The 16,948-nt window shown below is 65.0% G+C and carries 17 protein-coding genes and 1 tRNA gene; 10 read left to right on the forward strand and 8 right to left on the reverse strand.

Going from position 1 to position 16,948, the window contains the following annotated elements:
- Positions 1-23: 23 nt before the first annotated feature.
- The 3 genes from ACORJG_RS06345 to ACORJG_RS06355 all read right to left on the reverse strand — a co-directional run bounded on the left by ACORJG_RS06345 (position 24) and on the right by ACORJG_RS06355 (position 3,159).
- A complete protein-coding gene (locus ACORJG_RS06345) occupies positions 24-821 on the reverse strand; it encodes a 3-hydroxybutyrate dehydrogenase (protein ID WP_427792494.1) in 798 nt (265 codons plus the stop codon).
- A gap of 65 nt (positions 822-886) precedes the next feature.
- On the reverse strand, positions 887-1,660 hold the full coding sequence (gene yaaA, locus ACORJG_RS06350; RefSeq protein WP_427792982.1) for a peroxide stress protein YaaA: 774 nt from the start codon (positions 1,658-1,660) through the stop codon (positions 887-889).
- 95 nt (positions 1,661-1,755) lie between these two features.
- The gene (locus tag ACORJG_RS06355) at positions 1,756-3,159 is read right to left on the reverse strand and encodes an FAD-binding oxidoreductase (protein ID WP_427792495.1); all 1,404 of its coding nucleotides are present in this window, start codon (positions 3,157-3,159) and stop codon (positions 1,756-1,758) included.
- Positions 3,160-3,236: 77 nt separating this feature from the next.
- On the opposite strand from ACORJG_RS06355, the gene ACORJG_RS06360 reads away from it, so the two are divergent.
- Genes ACORJG_RS06360 through ACORJG_RS06370 form a run of 3 tightly spaced genes read left to right on the forward strand, consistent with a single transcriptional unit; the run spans position 3,237 to position 5,173 of the window.
- Positions 3,237-3,689, forward strand: coding sequence for an NUDIX hydrolase (locus ACORJG_RS06360; RefSeq protein ID WP_427792496.1), 453 nt, complete (start codon positions 3,237-3,239; stop codon positions 3,687-3,689).
- A 41-nt stretch (positions 3,690-3,730) separates the two neighbouring features.
- Positions 3,731-4,711 (forward strand): SPFH domain-containing protein, encoded by a 981-nt coding sequence (locus ACORJG_RS06365; RefSeq protein WP_427792983.1) that lies wholly within the window; start codon positions 3,731-3,733, stop codon positions 4,709-4,711.
- A gap of 3 nt (positions 4,712-4,714) precedes the next feature.
- Positions 4,715-5,173, forward strand: a complete 459-nt coding sequence (locus ACORJG_RS06370; RefSeq protein WP_427792497.1) for an NfeD family protein — start codon at positions 4,715-4,717, stop codon at positions 5,171-5,173.
- 26 nt (positions 5,174-5,199) lie between these two features.
- Here ACORJG_RS06370 and rnhA read toward each other — a convergent pair whose 3' ends face one another.
- Positions 5,200-5,652 (reverse strand): ribonuclease HI, encoded by a 453-nt coding sequence (gene rnhA / locus ACORJG_RS06375; RefSeq protein WP_427792498.1) that lies wholly within the window; start codon positions 5,650-5,652, stop codon positions 5,200-5,202.
- Positions 5,653-5,767: 115 nt separating this feature from the next.
- On the opposite strand from rnhA, the gene ACORJG_RS06380 reads away from it, so the two are divergent.
- From ACORJG_RS06380 to ACORJG_RS06395, 4 genes are read left to right on the forward strand one after another with little or no spacing between them, the layout of a single operon-like run.
- The gene (locus ACORJG_RS06380; RefSeq protein ID WP_427792500.1) at positions 5,768-5,983 is read left to right on the forward strand and encodes a twin-arginine translocase TatA/TatE family subunit; all 216 of its coding nucleotides are present in this window, start codon (positions 5,768-5,770) and stop codon (positions 5,981-5,983) included.
- Between the two features lie 23 nt (positions 5,984-6,006).
- Positions 6,007-6,600, forward strand: a complete 594-nt coding sequence (gene tatB, locus ACORJG_RS06385; protein ID WP_427792502.1) for a Sec-independent protein translocase protein TatB — start codon at positions 6,007-6,009, stop codon at positions 6,598-6,600.
- Positions 6,597-7,484 (forward strand): twin-arginine translocase subunit TatC, encoded by an 888-nt coding sequence (gene tatC, locus ACORJG_RS06390; protein WP_427792504.1) that lies wholly within the window; start codon positions 6,597-6,599, stop codon positions 7,482-7,484. The genes tatB and tatC overlap by 4 nt, the downstream gene beginning before the upstream one ends.
- Positions 7,485-7,541: 57 nt before the next feature.
- The gene (locus tag ACORJG_RS06395) at positions 7,542-8,189 is read left to right on the forward strand and encodes a CatB-related O-acetyltransferase (protein WP_427792506.1); all 648 of its coding nucleotides are present in this window, start codon (positions 7,542-7,544) and stop codon (positions 8,187-8,189) included.
- A 79-nt stretch (positions 8,190-8,268) separates the two neighbouring features.
- On the opposite strand, the gene glnA is transcribed toward ACORJG_RS06395, so the two are convergent.
- Entirely contained in the window at positions 8,269-9,678 is a 1,410-nt protein-coding gene (gene glnA, locus ACORJG_RS06400) for a type I glutamate--ammonia ligase (protein WP_427792508.1), read from the reverse strand.
- A gap of 59 nt (positions 9,679-9,737) precedes the next feature.
- A complete protein-coding gene (locus ACORJG_RS06405) occupies positions 9,738-10,076 on the reverse strand; it encodes a P-II family nitrogen regulator (RefSeq protein WP_346529815.1) in 339 nt (112 codons plus the stop codon).
- 154 nt (positions 10,077-10,230) lie between these two features.
- On the opposite strand from ACORJG_RS06405, the gene ACORJG_RS06410 reads away from it, so the two are divergent.
- Positions 10,231-11,022 carry an NAD(P)H-hydrate dehydratase gene (locus ACORJG_RS06410; RefSeq protein WP_427792510.1) on the forward strand — a complete coding sequence of 264 codons (792 nt, stop codon included), beginning with the start codon at positions 10,231-10,233 and terminating at the stop codon, positions 11,020-11,022.
- A 4-nt stretch (positions 11,023-11,026) separates the two neighbouring features.
- Here ACORJG_RS06410 and ACORJG_RS06415 read toward each other — a convergent pair.
- Positions 11,027-11,111 (reverse strand) — tRNA-Leu (locus ACORJG_RS06415).
- Positions 11,112-11,259: 148 nt separating this feature from the next.
- The gene (locus ACORJG_RS06420; RefSeq protein ID WP_427792512.1) at positions 11,260-12,918 is read right to left on the reverse strand and encodes an amino acid permease; all 1,659 of its coding nucleotides are present in this window, start codon (positions 12,916-12,918) and stop codon (positions 11,260-11,262) included.
- Between the two features lie 156 nt (positions 12,919-13,074).
- Here ACORJG_RS06420 and hrpB point away from each other — a divergent pair, with 156 nt between their 5' ends.
- Both hrpB and ACORJG_RS06430 read left to right on the forward strand, forming a co-directional pair.
- On the forward strand, positions 13,075-15,510 hold the full coding sequence (gene hrpB / locus ACORJG_RS06425; RefSeq protein ID WP_427792514.1) for an ATP-dependent helicase HrpB: 2,436 nt from the start codon (positions 13,075-13,077) through the stop codon (positions 15,508-15,510).
- Between the two features lie 62 nt (positions 15,511-15,572).
- The gene (locus ACORJG_RS06430) at positions 15,573-16,862 is read left to right on the forward strand and encodes an MFS transporter (RefSeq protein WP_427792516.1); all 1,290 of its coding nucleotides are present in this window, start codon (positions 15,573-15,575) and stop codon (positions 16,860-16,862) included.
- Positions 16,863-16,948 lie beyond the last annotated feature (86 nt).

Genomic DNA, 16,948 nt, shown 5'->3' on the forward strand with positions numbered 1-16,948 from the left:
GGCCTTGTGTGGCCGGGTGAAAACTATTGGGCCGTCCAGCCGCCGTCGACGGAGAAGTGGGCGCCGTTGGCCGAGGCGCCGAGGTCTGACGCCAGATAGAGGAAGATGCCCGCCAGTTCGTCAGTCGTGACGAAACGCTTGGTCGGCTGTGAGCCCAGAATGACGTTCTTCATCACGTCTTCCTCGCTCATGTTGCGGGTGCGGGCCTGGTCCTGAATCTGCTTGGCGACGATCGGCGTCTCGACGAAGCCGGGGCAGATGGCGTTGCAGGTGATGTTGTCCTGCGCCAGCTCCAGCGCCACCGTCTTGGTGAAGCCGATCACCCCGTGCTTGGCCGCGACATAGGCGGACTTGAACGGGCTGGCGACCAGGCCGTGGGCTGAGGCGATGTTGATGATCCGGCCGCGACCCTGCGCCTTCATGATCGGGATCGCCGCCTTGGTGGCGTAGAAGGTCGAGGACAGGTTGATGGCGATGATCTTCCCCCACGCGTCGGCGGGGAAGTTCTCGACGGCCTCGACGTGTTGAATTCCGGCGTTGTTGACCAGGATGTCGAGGCGGCCCAGTTCGCGCTGCGCCGTGGCGATCATGTCCTCGATCTGATCCGGCTGGGTCATGTCGGCGGGATGGTAGAGGACGCGAACGCCCGTTTCAGCGGCCAGATCGGCGCGCGTCTTCTCGATGGCTTCGGCGTCGCCCAGACCGTTCAGCACCACATCGCCGCCGCACAGGGCGACCGCCCGCGCAAACGCCAGTCCGATGCCCGAGGTCGAGCCGGTGACGACCGCGACGCGGCCCTTGAGATCGTTCATCGCGAACATGACAGAAAGAACCCGTGGATGATGATGCTGCAACGCAACCTAACCGCAGTCGTTCAATCTGGCGATCAGGATTTTCCCTCTCTGATGAATATCCAGTCCGTGTCCGTCGAAAGACTTTTTTCGAAGCGATAGCCGTCGCGGTCATAGGCTTTCAGGTCTTCGACCTTATCCAGCCGGTTCTCGATGGCGAAGCGGGCCATGCCGCCGCGCGCCTTCTTGGCGTAGAAGGAGATGATGCGGGCCTCGCCGTCCTTCTGCTCTTTGAAGTGGGGGGTCACGACCGGCAGCTTCAGCGCCCGCGCATCGACGGCGCCGAAATACTCATGGCTGGCCAGGTTCACCAGCGTCTGTTCGGGCAGTTTGCCGGCGTCTTCGTTGAGGCGCAGGGAAATCCGCTCGCCCCAGAAGTCGTACAGGGTGGCGCCGCGCTTGGTCTTCAGCCGGATGCCCATCTCCAGCCGATAGGGCTGGATTGCATCCAGTGGCCGCAGCAGGCCGTAGAACCCCGACAGGATACGCAGATGATCCTGCGCCCAGTTCAGATCATCGACCGACAGGGTGCGGGCCGACAGGCCGTCATAGACGTCGCCCGCGAAGGCCAAGACAGCCTGCAGCGCGCCTTCCGTAGAGTCGTTGTCGAAGGCCTGAAAGCGCTGGTAGTTCAACTCGGCCAGGGCGTCGGAAATCGACATCAGACGGCGCAGGTCCGCGCGGCTGAGCTCGCGCGTCACCTTGGCCAGTTCGGCCGTTTCATCGGCGCATCGCCTTGGCGTCATTGGGGCGTCGATGGCGGGCGGGTTGAAGTCCAGCTTTTTGGCCGGGGACAGGACGATCAACAAGACGATCGACTCCGTATGCGTCTCAAGAGCGGGCCTCATAGGCCGCTTCCATGACGTTTTGAACCGCCTGAAACGTCACATACGGTCGCAAGTCCTCAGAAGAGGACCGCCGGGTTCATGATCCGCTGGGGGTCGATGGCCTGGCGGATCGCCTGCATGGTGGCGATCTCAAGCGGTGATTTGTAGCGGCGGGCCTCGTCGGTTTTCAGCCGCCCCAGACCGTGTTCAGCCGAAATCGAGCCTTCATAACGGGCGACCACATCGTGGATGATCTCGGACCCTTCCATCCAGCGTGCGATGAAGGCGGGCACGTCCTCGCCCACGCCGGGGATCACATCATAGTGAAGATTACCGTCGCCGACGTGGCCGAAGACCGACACGCGGCAACCCGGATGGAATTTCTCGACGGCCGCCGTCGCCTCGTCGATGAAGTCCGCGATTCGTGAGACGGGAACCGAAACGTCGTGCTTCCAGCCGCCGCCTTCCGGTTTGAGAGCGGCGGAATGCTCCTCGCGCAGGCGCCAGAATTCAGCCTTCTGGGCGTCGTTCTGAGCGATGGCGGCGTCGACGATCAGGCCTTCCTCGAAGGCGGCCGTCAGCAGGCGCTCCATCGCCGCCTCGGCGCCGTTCGGCTCGCCCGAGGTCAGTTCTATCAGCACATACCAGGGCGGCGTCGATTCCAGCGGTTCGCGCGTGTCGGGAATGTTCTTCAGCACCAGACTCATGCCCAGCCGCTTCATCAGCTCGAACGCCTCGACCCCGCCGCCCGTCTCGGCCTTGGCGCGTGCCAGCAGCACGACGGCGTCGTGGTGGCTTTCCAGGCCGACGATGGCGGTGGCGCGGCTGCGCATGATGGGAAACAGCTTCAGCGTCGCCGCCGTGATGACGCCCAGCGTGCCTTCGGCGCCGATGAACATCTGCTTCAGGTCATAGCCGGTGTTGTCCTTGCGCAGGCGCTTCAGGCCATTGAACACCTGACCGTCGGGCATGACCGCCTCGATGCCCAGCACCAGGTCGCGCATCATGCCGTAACGCAGAACCGCCGTGCCGCCTGCATTGGTCGAGATCACCCCGCCGATGGTGGCCGAACCCTCGGCCGCAAGGCTGAGGGGGAAGAAGCGGTCCTTCTCCTTGGCCAGTTCCTGCGCCTCCAGCAGGGTCACGCCCGCTTCGACCGTCATGGCGTCATCCAGCGGCGTCACGTCGCGCACGGTCCGCAGCTTGCGCGTGGACAGCAGAACTTCGCCATAGGGAATCTGGCCGCCGACCAGTCCGGTGCCGCCGCCCTGCGTCACCACGGCCACGCCGTGACGGGCGCAGATCTCGATGGCGCGGGCGACGTCTTCGGTCGTGCGCGGTTGCAGCAGCAGCGGCGTCTCGCCGGTCCAGCGACCGCGCCATTCGGTCAGCCACGGCGCCATCTCGGCGGCGTCTTGCGTCCAGGCGCCGGGCAGGGCGGCCTTCAGTTCAGCGAGGGATTCTGGCGTCGGGAGGGTCATATCGGCCTTGTGGCAAAAGGCAGCCCGTGGTGGAAGCGCAAAACCATGCCTTCTGGCGGTCAATTTGGGGGCAAAACATGATTCCGACACCGGCTGTGGGCGTGGTGTGCCTGAAAGGCGACGAAGTCCTGCTGATCCGTCGCGGCACGCCGCCGCGCGTGGGCGAGTGGAGCCTGCCGGGCGGGCGTCTGGAGCCCGGTGAGCGACTGGCCGTCGCCGCCCTGCGCGAACTGCGCGAGGAAACAGGCGTAGAGGCCGAACTGATCGGCCTGATCGACGTGGTGGACGGCCTCTTTCTCGAGGCGGGGAAGCACTATGTCCTGATCGACTATGCGGCGCGCTGGATTGCTGGAGAAGCGGTCGCTGGCGATGATGCGTCCGAGGCAGGATTCTTTCCGCTGGAAACGGCCCTGGCCATGGTCGATTGGCAAGAGACGCGCCGGATTATTCGCATGGCGCGGCGCATGGCTGACGGTGATGTCATCCTTTCAGAACCGGATTCTGTAGCGCAGGGCCCCTGCGGCGGTTAAGCTGCGGTAATGGACTGGAGAGCCCTATGAATTTTTCGCTGATGTTCTTTGTGGTGTTCGCGATCTTCGCGCTCATCTTCCTGTTCAGCGTGATCAAGATCGTGCCGCAAGGCCGTGAATTCACGGTGGAACGGTTCGGTAAATACACCAAGACCCTGACGCCGGGCATCCACATCCTGACCCCGTTCGTGGAGCGGATCGGCCGCCGCATGAACATGATGGAGCAGGTGCTCGACGTTCCGACGCAGGAAGTCATCACCAAGGACAACGCCATGGTGAAGGTCGACGGCATCGTCTTCATTCAGGTGATGGATGCGGCGCGCGCCGCCTATCGCGTCGATAACCTGCCATACGCCATCGCACAGTTGTGCATGACCAATCTGCGGACCGTGGTCGGCTCGATGGAGCTGGACGAGGTGCTGTCGCAGCGCGACGCCATCAACACGCGCCTGTTGCACGTCATCGACGCCGCGACCGAGCCGTGGGGCATCAAGGCCAACCGCATTGAGATCAAGGACCTGACGCCGCCGGTCGACATCACCAACGCCATGGCCCGTCAGATGAAGGCCGAGCGCGAACGCCGTGCTGTCATCACCGAGGCGGATGGTGAGAAGCAGGCCGCCATCGCTCGCGCCGAAGGCGCCAAGCAGGCTGCGATTCTTGAGGCCGAAGGCCGCCGCGAAGCGGCCTTCCGTGACGCCGAGGCGCGTGAGCGTGAAGCCGAGGCCGAGGCCAAGGCCACCGCCATGGTGTCCGAGGCGATCGCCCGCGGCGACGTCAACGCGATCAACTACTTCGTGGCCCAGAAGTATGTGGAGGCCTTCGCCGAACTGGCCCGCAGCCCGCAGCAGAAGACGGTCATCGTGCCCTCGGAAATGGGCGCCCTGGTCGGCACCATCGCCGGGGTCGGAGAACTGGTCGGTCTGGCCAAGGAGCAACAGCAAAGCCGCACCGACGCACGGCAGGCCGCGCCGCGCGCCCAATCGCGCCGCTCAGGCGGCTCAGTGCCGACGACGGAGTAGGGCATGGACTGGATCGTCTCGCTCCATGCCGCGCAGCCCTTCTGGCTATGGCTGGCGGTTGGCGTCGTCCTGCTGGGGATAGAGGCCACGGCTTCGACCGAGTGGCTGTTGTGGCCGGCGGTTTCGGCGGGTCTGACGGCTCTGCTGACGGCGCTGGCGCCACGTATGGGTCTGCCGGTCGAACTGGGAATCTTCGCCGCCCTGACGATTGTTTCAACCGTGCTTTCGCGCCGACTGGTCAAGCGGGTGAACCCCAAGGAACAGCCCGATATCAACGACCGCGATTCGCGACTGATTGGCGAACAGGCCCGCGTGGTCGAGGCGTTCAGCGGCGGCCGGGGCCGGGTCTTTATCTCAGGCTCGGAATGGCCTGCGGTCATCGACGGCGCCTCGCCGCTGGCGGGCGAAAGCGTGATCGTCGAATCGGTATCCGGCCCCCTGTTGAAGGTGCGCTCGATCTGAAGCGGTGATGCACGGCGGGGCGGGGGTCAGCGGCCCCGCACCTCATCCACGCCGCGATTGGCCAGTTGGTCGGCGCGCTCGTTCAGGGCGTGTCCTGCGTGGCCCTTGACCCAGTGCCATTTGACGTCGTGGCGGTTGCGGGCGTCGTCCAGCCGCCGCCACAGGTCTTCGTTCTTGACCGGCTTCTTGTCGGCGGTTTTCCAGCCCCGGGCCTTCCAGCCGCGAATCCACTCGGTCACGCCCTGCATCACGTATTTGCTGTCGGTGTGCAGGTCGACGCGGCAGGGACGTTTCAGCGCCTCCAGCGCCATGATGGCGCCCATCAGCTCCATGCGGTTGTTGGTCGTCATGCCTTCGCCGCCCCAGAGTTCCTTTTCGTGACCGCCGCGCGTCTGCAGGATCGCGCCCCAGCCGCCGGGGCCGGGGTTGCCTTTGCAGGCGCCGTCGGTGTGGATGATGACGTGATCGTTGGGATTCATGGTCGCGATGCCTACAGCCTCCCTTGGCGCATCGCCATCACTCAGCCTATATGACGCACAACAATCAGTCGGTGCGGCGCGTCGGGGCGCGGCCGCCCCTTGAGGAGGTATCGCCATGGGCTCCATGAGCATCTGGCACTGGGCCATTGTCGTCGTCGTCGTGCTGGTCCTGTTCGGCGGCCGCGGAAAGCTGTCGGGCATCATGGGCGACGCGGCCAAGGGTATCCGCGCCTTCAAGGACGGCCTGAAGGACGACACGGACTCCAAGGGCAAGGATGCGCCGGGCGCCCTGCCGCGCACCGAGGCCGAAAAAGAAGAACTGAACCGCTGACTTTCGCCGGAAGACGCTGAACCATGGGTGGTCTTGGCCCCGGCATCGGCGGGTTCGAAATCCTTGTCATCGGTATTGTGGCCCTGCTCGTCGTAGGGCCCAAGGACCTGCCTGTGCTTATGCGCAAGGTTGGGCAATTCGTCGGCAAGGCGCGCGCCATGGCCAACGAATTCCGCGCCAGCTTCGACGAGATGGCGCGCCAGTCCGAACTGGATGAACTCCGCAAGGAAGTCGAGGCTCTGAGAACAGGGCAGGGGATGTACGCCCTCGGCGCCGATGCGGACGAAGCCTTCAAGGATATCCGCAAGGAGCTTGAGGCGCCGCTGGACGCTCCGGCCGCTGTGCCCGCGCCTGCTGTTGCTGGGGACGCCTCGGCCGAGGCGCAAACTGTTGCGACGGGCGTCGATGAATGGCCGGATGAGACTGCGGCCCAAATCGCGCCTGAAAAGCCTGCGCCTAAAAAGGCTGCAGCCAAGCCGCGCGCGAAGAAGCCCGCGGCCAAGGTTGAGGAGACGGCGGCCTCGCCAAAGCCGAAATCGGCCAAGTCTGCTGATTCCAACGGCGCCAAGGCGACGCCGCGTCCCAAGACGACGCGCACCAAGAAGGTCGATCTATGAGCCGCGACGACCGTGACGAAGCCGACATCGAGGCCTCGCGCGCGCCCCTGATGGATCACCTGATCGAGCTGCGTTCGCGACTGATGATCTGCGTGGTCGCCTTCGTTATCGCCTTCATCGGCTGCTTCGCCTTTTCAGAGACGCTCTATCTGTTTCTGGTGAAGCCCTATGTGGTGTCCGCCGCCTTTCACCAGTCGGTGGGCGCGCATGGCCATGTGTCGCCCTTCAATCTGATCCTGGGCACGGCGGGTCTGATCCCGGTGCCGGAGGTCGATCAGCACAGCGTGCGCCTGATCTATACGGCGCCGCTGGAAATCCTGTTCACCAAGATGAAGCTGGCCGGGCTGGGCGCTGTCATCGTGGCCTTCCCGGTGTTGGCCTGGCAACTTTACCGCTTCGTCGCGCCGGGCCTGTATCGTAATGAGAAGGGCGCCTTCCTGCCGTTCCTGATCGCGGCGCCTGTGTTGTTCCTGCTGGGGGCGGCGCTGGTCTATTACGTCATGCTGCCCTTCGTGATGTGGTTCTCATTGAGCCAGCAGATCATCGGGGAGAATGTGGCCGCTGAGCTGCTGCCCAAGGTGTCGGATTACCTCAATCTGGTGACGGCGCTGATCCTCGCCTTCGGTCTGTGTTTCCAGCTGCCGGTCGTCATGACGCTGCTGGGGCTGGCCGGCCTGATCAACAGCGAACTGATGGCCAAGGGGCGTCGCTACGCCATTGTGGCCGTGGTCGTGGTCGCCGCCGTGGTGACGCCGCCTGATCCGATCAGCCAGTTGATGCTGGCCGTGCCGATGGTCCTGCTCTACGAGGTCTCCATCTGGTGCGTCCGCATCATCGAACTGCGTCGAAAGAAGGCCGACAAAGCCGATGAGCTGACGGTCTGATCCTGTCGGGAGTGGTGAGGCGATCCGGGCGCTGTTTCAGCATCTTGAGGATATTTCATGTCTCACCCCGCCCCGGACCGGCACTGGTCCAAGGTTGAACTGCTCCACGAGACGGTCGCCAACCCGAACATCCATATCAAGGGACAGCGCAGCTATTACAGCAACGCATGGACCGGTTCGTTCGAGGAAAGCGTCGTCCGCTATCTGTATGGCGACCCCTACAGCCTGAACGCCTGGGAGCCGCAGTGGTATATCGACCAACTGCACATCGGCGACTGTGTCTGCATCGGCGCAGAGGCGGTGATCCTGCTGGGCGGCAACCACACGCACCGCACGGACTGGTTCAGCCTCTATCCCTTCGCCGAGGTCATTCTGGACGCCTATCAGGGCAAGGGTGACACCGTCATCAAGGACGGCGCCTGGATCGGGATGCGGGCCATGGTCATGCCGGGCGTCACGATCGGAGAGGGGGCTGTGGTGGCGTCCGGCGCTATCGTCACCAAGGATGTGGCCCCGTATGCCATCGTCGCAGGTAATCCAGCCGTACCGATCCGCAAGCGCTTCCCCGACGCCGTGATCGAGGCTCTGCTGGCGCTCGACGTCTATGGCTGGCCGGAAGAGAAGTTCGAAGCCCTGCGCCCGTTGCTGTGCGCCAATGACATCGACGCGCTGGTCAAGGCGGTCGAGCGCTACGATCAGGGCTGAAACGCTCAGCCCATCCTGATGAAAAAAAGCCCCGGACGGCGAACCGTCCGGGGCTTTCTTTATCTGGCCGATCCGCGGATCAGCAGCTGTAATACATGTCGAACTCGACCGGGTGTGGATGCAGTTGCAGCCGGGCGACTTCTTCCTGTTTCAGCGTGATGTAGGCGTCGATGAAGTCGTCATCCATGACGCCGCCCTTCTTGAGGAAGGCGCGGTCGGCGTCCAGAGCGTCCAGTGCCTCCTTCAGCGAACCGGCGACTTCCGGGATCGAGCCGCGCTCTTCGGGCGGCAGGTCGTACAGGTTCTTGTCAGCGGCCGCGCCCGGATCGATGCGGTTCTCGATACCGTCCAGACCCGCCATCAGCAGGGCCACGAACGTCAGATAGGGGTTGCCCATCGGGTCGGGGAAGCGGGCTTCCAGACGCTTGGCCTTGGGCGAGGTGACGTGCGGGATGCGGATCGAGGCCGAACGGTTGCTGGCGGAATAGGCCAGCTTCACCGGCGCCTCATAGCCCGGCACCAGACGCTTGTAGGAGTTGGTGGTCGAGTTGGCGAAGGCGTTGATGGCCTTGGCGTGCTTGATGACGCCGCCGATGTACCACAGGCACTCCTGCGACAGGCCGGCGTACTGGTCGCCGGCGAACTGGGGCTTGCCGTCCTTCCAGATCGACATGTGGACGTGCATGCCCGAGCCGTTGTCGCCGAACATCGGCTTGGCCATGAAGGTCGCCGACTTGCCATAGGCGTGGGCCACGTTGTGGATCACATACTTATACAGCTGCATCCGGTCGGCCATGGTCAGCAGGTCGCTGAACTTCAGGCCCAGTTCGTGCTGCGCCGGGGCGACTTCGTGGTGGTGCTTTTCAGGCTCAAGACCCAGGTCTCTCATGACCGCCAGCATCTCGCCGCGCAGGTCCTGACCCGAGTCGACCGGGTTGACCGGGAAGTAGCCGCCCTTGGTCGCCGGGCGGTGGCCCAGATTGCCCTCGGCGTATTCCGCGCCCGTATTGGCAGGCAGTTCGGTGGAGTCGAAGCTGTAGCGCGTGTCGTGCGGCGCGGTGTTCCAGCGCACGTCGTCAAAGATGAAGAACTCGGCTTCCGGGCCGAAGAAGACGGTGTCGCCCACGCCCGACGACTGCACATAGGCCAGAGCCTTCTTGGCCATGGAGCGGCTGTCGCGGTTGTAGGGCTCGGCCGTGTCCGGGTTCAGCACGTCGCAGAACAGGAACAGCGTCGTCTGCTGGTAGAAGGGGTCGATGAAGGCGCTCGACAGGTCCGGCTTCAGCAGCATGTCGGACTCATTGATGGCCTTCCAGCCCGCGATCGACGAGCCGTCGAACATGGTGCCGTCTTCCAGGAAATCTTCATCGACCATGCCGATGTCGAAGGTCACATGGTGGACGCGTCCGCGCGTGTCGGTGAAGCGCAGATCGACGTACTGGACATCCTTGTCCTTGATCTCCTGCAGAATCTTTTGGGCGGCGCTCATTGGGGGAGGTCCTGTTACTGGAAAAATGAAATCGGCCGCCCCGAGAGGCGGCCGTTGGTCTAGATGGCTTGAGGGCCGGTTTCGCCCGTGCGGATGCGGATGACGTCTTCAAGGTTTGTGATGAAGATTTTGCCATCCCCGATCTTGCCGGTGCGGGCGGCGTTCTGGATCGTCTCGACCACCGCAGGGGCCAGATCATCGGCCACCACGACTTCGATCTTGATCTTGGGCAGGAAGTCGATGACGTACTCGGCGCCGCGATAGAGTTCCGAATGGCCCTTCTGGCGGCCGTATCCCTTGGCCTCCAGCACGGTCATGCCCTGCACCCCGATGTCCTGGAGCGCATCCTTAACTTCATCCAGCTTGAAGGGCTTGATGACGGCTTCAATCTTCTTCATGGCGGGTCCCGAGCCGGCTCCTTGTTTGGTCCGACGCTCGGGCGCTAAAGGGACATTGCATCGCACAATTTGGCAAGCGATTTTCGCGCTCAGAGGCCATCCGTGAACGGAAATCCACATGAAGTTCGGTAACAGCTCCTCAGAGTGGCGTCACATGCTCCCAAAACCGGGGCCTCATACTCATAAACACACGCGCGGCCGCCTGGGCGTCATCTCGGGCGATGCGCTGTCCACCGGCGCGGCGCGGCTGTCGGCTAGAGCGGGTTTGAGGGTCGGAGCCGGTCTGGTCAAAGTCTTCTGTCCGCCAGATGCGGCGCCGGTTCTGGCCCCTGCGCTGGAGGCGGTGATGCTGGCGGCTTTCTCGACGCCGGATCAGCTTCAGACGCTGGCCGAGCCGATGGATGCCGTGGTGATTGGTCCGGCAGCCGGACTGAACGAAGCCACGGCGTTGAATCTGGCGGCCCTGACCCGCACCGGCGCGGCGCTGGTGATCGACGCCGACGCCCTGACCCTGTTCCGCGACCGGCCGGAACAGTTGTTCGCCGGTCTGGACCGTGACGATGTGCTGACGCCGCATGAGGGCGAGTTCGAGCGGCTTTTTCCGGGCCTGCTGACCTCGTTGGGTCGTGAGAAGGCCGCACAGGAGGCTGCACGGCGTGCTGGCGCAGTCGTGGTGCTGAAGGGCGCGGCGACGGTCGTCGCGGCCCCGGACGACCGCCTGACGGTCAATGAGGAAGGCTCGCCCTGGCTGGCCACAGCGGGCAGCGGCGATGTTCTGGCGGGACTGATCGGCGGCCTGGTCGCCCAGCACATGGACAGCTTTGACGCCGCACGGGCGGCGGTGTGGATGCATTCCGAAGCAGCGCGACGGTTTGGAGCGGGTTTGATCGCCGAAGACCTGCCGCAGGGGATCCCGGCGGTGCTGGCTGAACTTTTGAGGGAATGAAACCTGGTGCGGATGAGAGGACTCGAACCTCCACGCCTCGCGGCGCCAGAACCTAAATCTGGTGCGTCTACCAGTTCCGCCACATCCGCATAGGTCTGCTTGAGGCTGTAGGCGAGCGCGACGGTTTCGGCAATCCTGCGACGCCATGAAAAAAAAGGCCCCGGAGCGATCCGGGGCCTTTCTTCTTGATTGGCCAGCCGCGCCTGGCGCTGCTTGAGGCCGTTGGACTGACCGGGGTCAGTCCTTCTTGTTGTCGACGCCGTGACCCAGGGCGTCGGCCGCTGTTTCCAGCGTCGTGTCCTCGGTGATGTCGATGCCCCTGGCCAGCTTCGAGTGAGCGAAACCGTACAGGCCGTAGATCAGCGCGCCGACCACGGCGTAGACGCCGAGGATGGTCAGCGGCAGCGGGTTGTCGTTGAGGGCGTGCTGGACCATCGGCACGAAGTTGAACGAGGCCAGCGTCAGGCAGGCCAGGATGCCCAGCACCGCCGTGACCATGCCGCCCGGCACGCGGAACGGGCGTTCCATCTCCGGGTGCTTGATGCGCAGAACGATGACCGACAGGCAGACGATGGCGAAGGCCGTCGCCGTGCCCAGCGACACCAGGTCGCCCAGGATCGAGATGGGCAGGAACGACGCCGCGATGGCGATGACGATGCCCAGCAGGATGGTGCCGATCCACGGGGTGCGGAACTTCGGGTGCACCACGGCGAAGGCCTTCGGCAGCAGGCCGTCGCGGGCCATGGTGTAGAAGATGCGCGTCTGGCCGTAGCACAGCACCAGCATGACCGAGGACAGGCCGGTGATGGCGCCGATCTTGATCAGGAAGGCGATCAGGTTCAGCTGTCCGCTCGGCGCGCCGGCCAGCGGGACATTGGCCCATTCCAGACCCATGCGGTCGATGGCGACGGCGATCGGGGCGGGCGAGGCCAGCTCCAGATAGGGCACGACGCCGGTCATGACGGCGGCCACGACCATGTAGATCAGGGTGCAGACGAACAGGGCGCCCAGAATGCCGATCGGGACATCCTTGGACGGGTTCTTGGCCTCGGCGGCGGCGGTCGAAACCGCTTCAAAACCGACATAGGCGAAGAAGATGATCGAGGCGCCGCGGAAGATGCCGCCCACACCGAACTGGTCCCAGGTGTCGCCCTGCGGCGGGATCAGCGGATCCCAGTTGGCCGGGTTGATGTACTGCAGACCCACGGCGATGAAGGTCAGCAGGACGATGATCTTGATGACGACGATGGCGTTGTTGATGTTCGCCGATTCCGACACGCCCAGCACCAGCAGGCCGCACACGGCGGCGATGCCGACGGCCGCGACCAGGTTGAAGGTGCCCGTCAGCGGGAAGCCCGCATCGGCGCCCGAGGCGACGTACTGGATCAGCGGGGTGGCCCACTGAGGCCCTTCGCCGCCGGGGTAACTTATTGTCGGGAACAGACTGGCGCTTAACCCGAAATCATTCAGGATCGACACCACATAGCCGGACCAGCCGACCGCCACGGTCGAGGCCGCGACGCCATATTCCAGCACCAGCAGCCAGCCCATGATCCAGGCGAAGATCTCGCCCAGGGTGCCATAGGCATAGGTGTAGGCTGAACCCGACACCGGCATGGTCGAGGCCAGTTCCGCATAGCAGAGGCCCGCCAGACCGCAGGCGATGCCGGCGATGACGAACGAGAACATGATGGCCGGACCGGCATGGGCCGAGGCCACCTGACCGGTCAGAACGAAGATACCGGCGCCGATGATGGCGCCGATGCCCAGGCTCATCAGATTCATCGGACCGAGGGTCCGTTTCAGCTCGCTTTTGGCGGCTTCTTTCTGAATCTGGGCGATGGATTTTTTAAGAAATAGCCGGTTTCCGGCTGGCTTTACGCCATCTGCAGACATGCAGTTGCGCCCCCAAACTTATGCGACGACCCCTCCCGGGTCACCTTCTTGGGCGTGGACGCTAGCCATCTGAGGCCGTTCGCGCAACGCGGTTTACGATGGATGACGCGCCGACGACGCTTTCGTGACCCGTGCCGAAGGCGCTACAGCCCGTTCATGCTGCCGATTCACGCTGTTCTGGAACCGTTGAAAGCTGCGCTGGCCCAAAGCCGCGCCGTGGTTCTGGCCGCCCCGCCGGGCGCGGGCAAGACCACGGTCGTGCCTCTGGCCCTGCTGGATCAGCCGTGGCTGGGCGACGGCAAGGTGCTGGTTCTGGAGCCGCGACGACTGGCCGCGCGCGCCGCAGCCGACCGTATGGCTGCTTCACTGGGCCAGAAAGCGGGCGGAACTGTCGGATATCGCACCCGACTACAGAGCCGGATCGGCCCGGATACCCGAATCGAGGTCGTCACAGAGGGCGTCTTCACGCGCATGATTCTGGACGATCCGGGGTTGGAAGGCGTCGGCGCCGTCCTGTTCGACGAGTTTCACGAACGCAGTCTCGACGCAGACCTCGGGCTGGCGCTTGCTCGTGAGAGCCAGTCGGTGCTGCGCGACGACCTGCGCCTGCTGGTCATGTCGGCGACGCTCGACATCGCCGGGGTGTCGCGCCTGCTGGAAGACGCGCCCGTCATCGAGGCCGAGGGGCGGATGTTCCCGGTCGAAACCCGTTATCTGGGCCGCAACCCTGTAGAGCGGTTCGAGGACGCGGCGGCCAAGGCTGTCATGCAGGCCCTGCACGACGAGACAGGCTCCATTCTCGTCTTCCTGCCGGGGCAGGGCGAGATCCACCGCACGGTCCAGCGGCTGAACGAACGACTGCGCGATCCGGCTGTCGATGTCGTCGCCCTGTATGGCGCGCTGGACAAGGGCGAGCAGGACCGCGCCATCGAGCCCGCCGCGCCGGGGCGCCGCAAGGTCGTGCTGGCGACCTCTGTGGCTGAAACCAGTCTGACCATTGAGGGCGTGCGCGTGGTCATCGACGGCGGCCTGTCGCGCGTGCCGCGGTTCGAGCCGTCCAGCGGCCTGACCCGACTGGCGACGGTCAAGGTCAGCAGGTCGTCGGCGGAGCAGCGCCGGGGGCGCGCAGGTCGTGTCGAACCCGGCGTCTGCTACCGCCTGTGGGACGAGGAACAGACGCGCGGTCTGGTCGCCCATCAACGGCCCGAGATTCAGGAGGCGGACCTGACCGCCTTCGCCCTTGATCTGGCGCGGTGGGGCGCGAAGTCGGTCGATGGTCTGGCCCTGCTGGACCCGCCGCCCGCCGGGGCGATGGCCGAGGCGCGCAAGGTGCTGACCCGGCTGGGCGCGCTGGACGGCAAGGGCGATCTGACGCCGCATGGTCGACGATTGACCCGTATTCCGCTGGCGCCGCGACTGGCGCACATGGTCGCCGTCGCTTCGGATCAGGGCGACGCCCTTGAAGGCGCGAAGATCGCGGCGGTGCTGAGCGAACCGGGTCTGGGCGGTAACGGCGTGGACCTGCAAGATCGATTGAAGGGGCTGGAGCGGGATCGTTCGCCACGCGCCCGCGACGCCATGAAACTGGCCGAACGCTGGGCGCGCGCCGCAGGCGGCGGGCGGGACGGCGAGGCGGACGCTGGCCTGTTGCTGGCTGAAGCCTTCCCCGAACGCATCGCCCGCGCCAAGGGCAAGCCGGGCGAGGTGCTGCTGGCCTCGGGGCGCGGCGCCTTCATCGAGCCGACGGATCATCTGGCGCGCGCGCCCTGGCTGGCCGTGGCGGAGTTGGGCGGCGGCGATGCGCGCGACCGTATCCGTTTGGCGGCGGCGCTGGATGCGACAACGCTGGAAACCGATCTGGCGCATCTGATCGAGGTTGAGGATCGGCTGACGCGTGAGCCTTCCGGCAAGCCCGTGATCCGCCGCATTCGGCGTATCGGCGCGATTGTGCTGGGTGAGAAGGTCGTCGGCGCGCCGGACCGGGCGACCATGACGGCGGCGCTGAAGTCTGAGATTGAAGCGGGCGGCCTCTGCGCCCTGAAATGGGGCGAGCAGGCGGGCGCGCTGCGGGCGCGTCTGGCTTTTCTGCGCGGACTGGATGAGGGCTGGCCTGATGTTTCGGATGATGGCCTGCTGGGGGCGCGCGAGGACTGGCTATGGCCGCTGCTGGACGGCGCGCGGTCGCTGGCGGACATCAGCGATGGCAAGCTGGCTGAAGCTCTGCGGGGTCTGATCCCATGGGATATGCAGCGCAGGCTGGATGATCTGGCGCCGACACGCCTGACCACGCCGCTGGGCAGTGCGGGCATCGACTACGGCGCCGAGGGCGGGCCGCGTGTCGAAATCCGTGTGCAGGAACTGTTCGGGGTGAAGGCTCATCCCACGGTTGGCGGCGGCCGCGTTCCTTTGACGCTATTTCTGCTGTCGCCCGCGCGACGGCCGGTGCAGGTGACGAAAGACCTGCCGGGGTTCTGGGCCGGGTCGTGGGCGGCGGTCCGCAGCGAGATGCGCGGCCGCTATCCGCGTCACCCCTGGCCGGAAGACCCGGCCAGTGCGGCCCCGACCAGTCGGGCCAAGCCGCGCGGAACCTGATCCTTTTCTTGACGCCTGTGGGCGAGCGCAGAATGATCGGGACGTAATCGTAAGGACCTCGTGTGACCGACGCAGCCGTTCCACCATCTTCTGCGTCCAAGCGGCGCGTTCTGTTCGCCAGCCTGATCGGCACGACGATCGAGTTCTACGACTTCTACATCTACGCCACGGCGGCGGTGCTGGTCTTTCCAGACCTGTTCTTCCCCGGCGGAGACCGGATGACGGCCATGCTGGCCTCCTTCGCCACCTTCTCCATTGCCTTCTTCGAGCGGCCGATCGGCGCTGTCGTCTTCGGCCACTTCGGCGATCGGGTGGGGCGCAAGGCGACGCTGGTGGCGGCCCTGATGACCATGGGCCTGTCGACCATCGCCATCGGCCTGCTGCCGACATGGCATTCGGTCGGGATGATCGCGCCCCTGCTGCTGGCCCTGTGTCGGTTCGGTCAGGGACTAGGCCTTGGCGGCGAGTGGGGCGGGGCAGTCCTGCTGGCGACGGAGAATGCGCCGCCGGGCAAGAAGGCGTGGTTCGGCATGTTCCCGCAGTTGGGCGCGCCGATCGGCTTCATCCTGTCGACCCTAAGCTTCATCCTGCTGGGACAGGTGATGAGCGAGGATCAGTTCATGGCCTGGGGCTGGCGCATTCCCTTCATCGCCAGTTCGCTTTTGGTCATCGTCGGCCTTTGGATGCGGCTGAAGATCACCGAGACGCCCGAGTTCAAACGCGCCATCGACCGCGCCGAGCGCGTGCAGGCGCCGGCGCTGACGCTTGTAGCGCATCACAAGTTCGCCTTGCTGACCGGAACGCTGGCCGGGCTGGCGACCTTCGTTTTGTTCTATCTGATGACCGTCTTCGCCCTGGGCTGGGGCACGACCAGCATGGGCTATACGCGCGAGCAGTTCCTGCCGATCCAGTTGCTGGGCGTCTGCTTCTTCGGCCTGTTCATCCCGCTGGCGGCTCTGGCGGCGGACAGGTGGGGGCAGGGGCGGACACTACTGGTGACTTCAGTCGCCATCGCCCTGTTCGGGCTGATCCTAGCGCCCCTGTTCGGCAGCGGCGGCATGGCGGGTGTTGTGGCCTTCTTCATCATCGGCTTCAGCCTGATGGGTTGCACTTACGGCCCGCTGGGCGCGGCGCTGGCGCGGCCGTTCCCGACGAGCGTGCGCTATACCGGCGCGTCGATGACTTTCAATCTGGCGGGCATCCTCGGCGCGTCACTGGCGCCCTATGCCGCAACATGGCTGGCGGGCCATTACGGACTTCAGGCGGTCGGCGCCTATCTGACGGTCGCCGCATTGCTGACGGTCCTGGCCCTGATCGGCATGGGCCGCATCCGCAACGAAGGCGAGGTCTGACAGGCCGGAAAGCAACATTATACGGAGGGCTGGAGCGTGGCGGCAAAGATCGGTCTTGGTCGAGAAGCCAACGCGAAAGCGGACAA

Origin of the sequence: Brevundimonas diminuta (assembly GCF_050310045.1) — a bacterium.
In the GTDB taxonomy this organism is placed as follows: domain Bacteria; phylum Pseudomonadota; class Alphaproteobacteria; order Caulobacterales; family Caulobacteraceae; genus Brevundimonas; species Brevundimonas diminuta_F.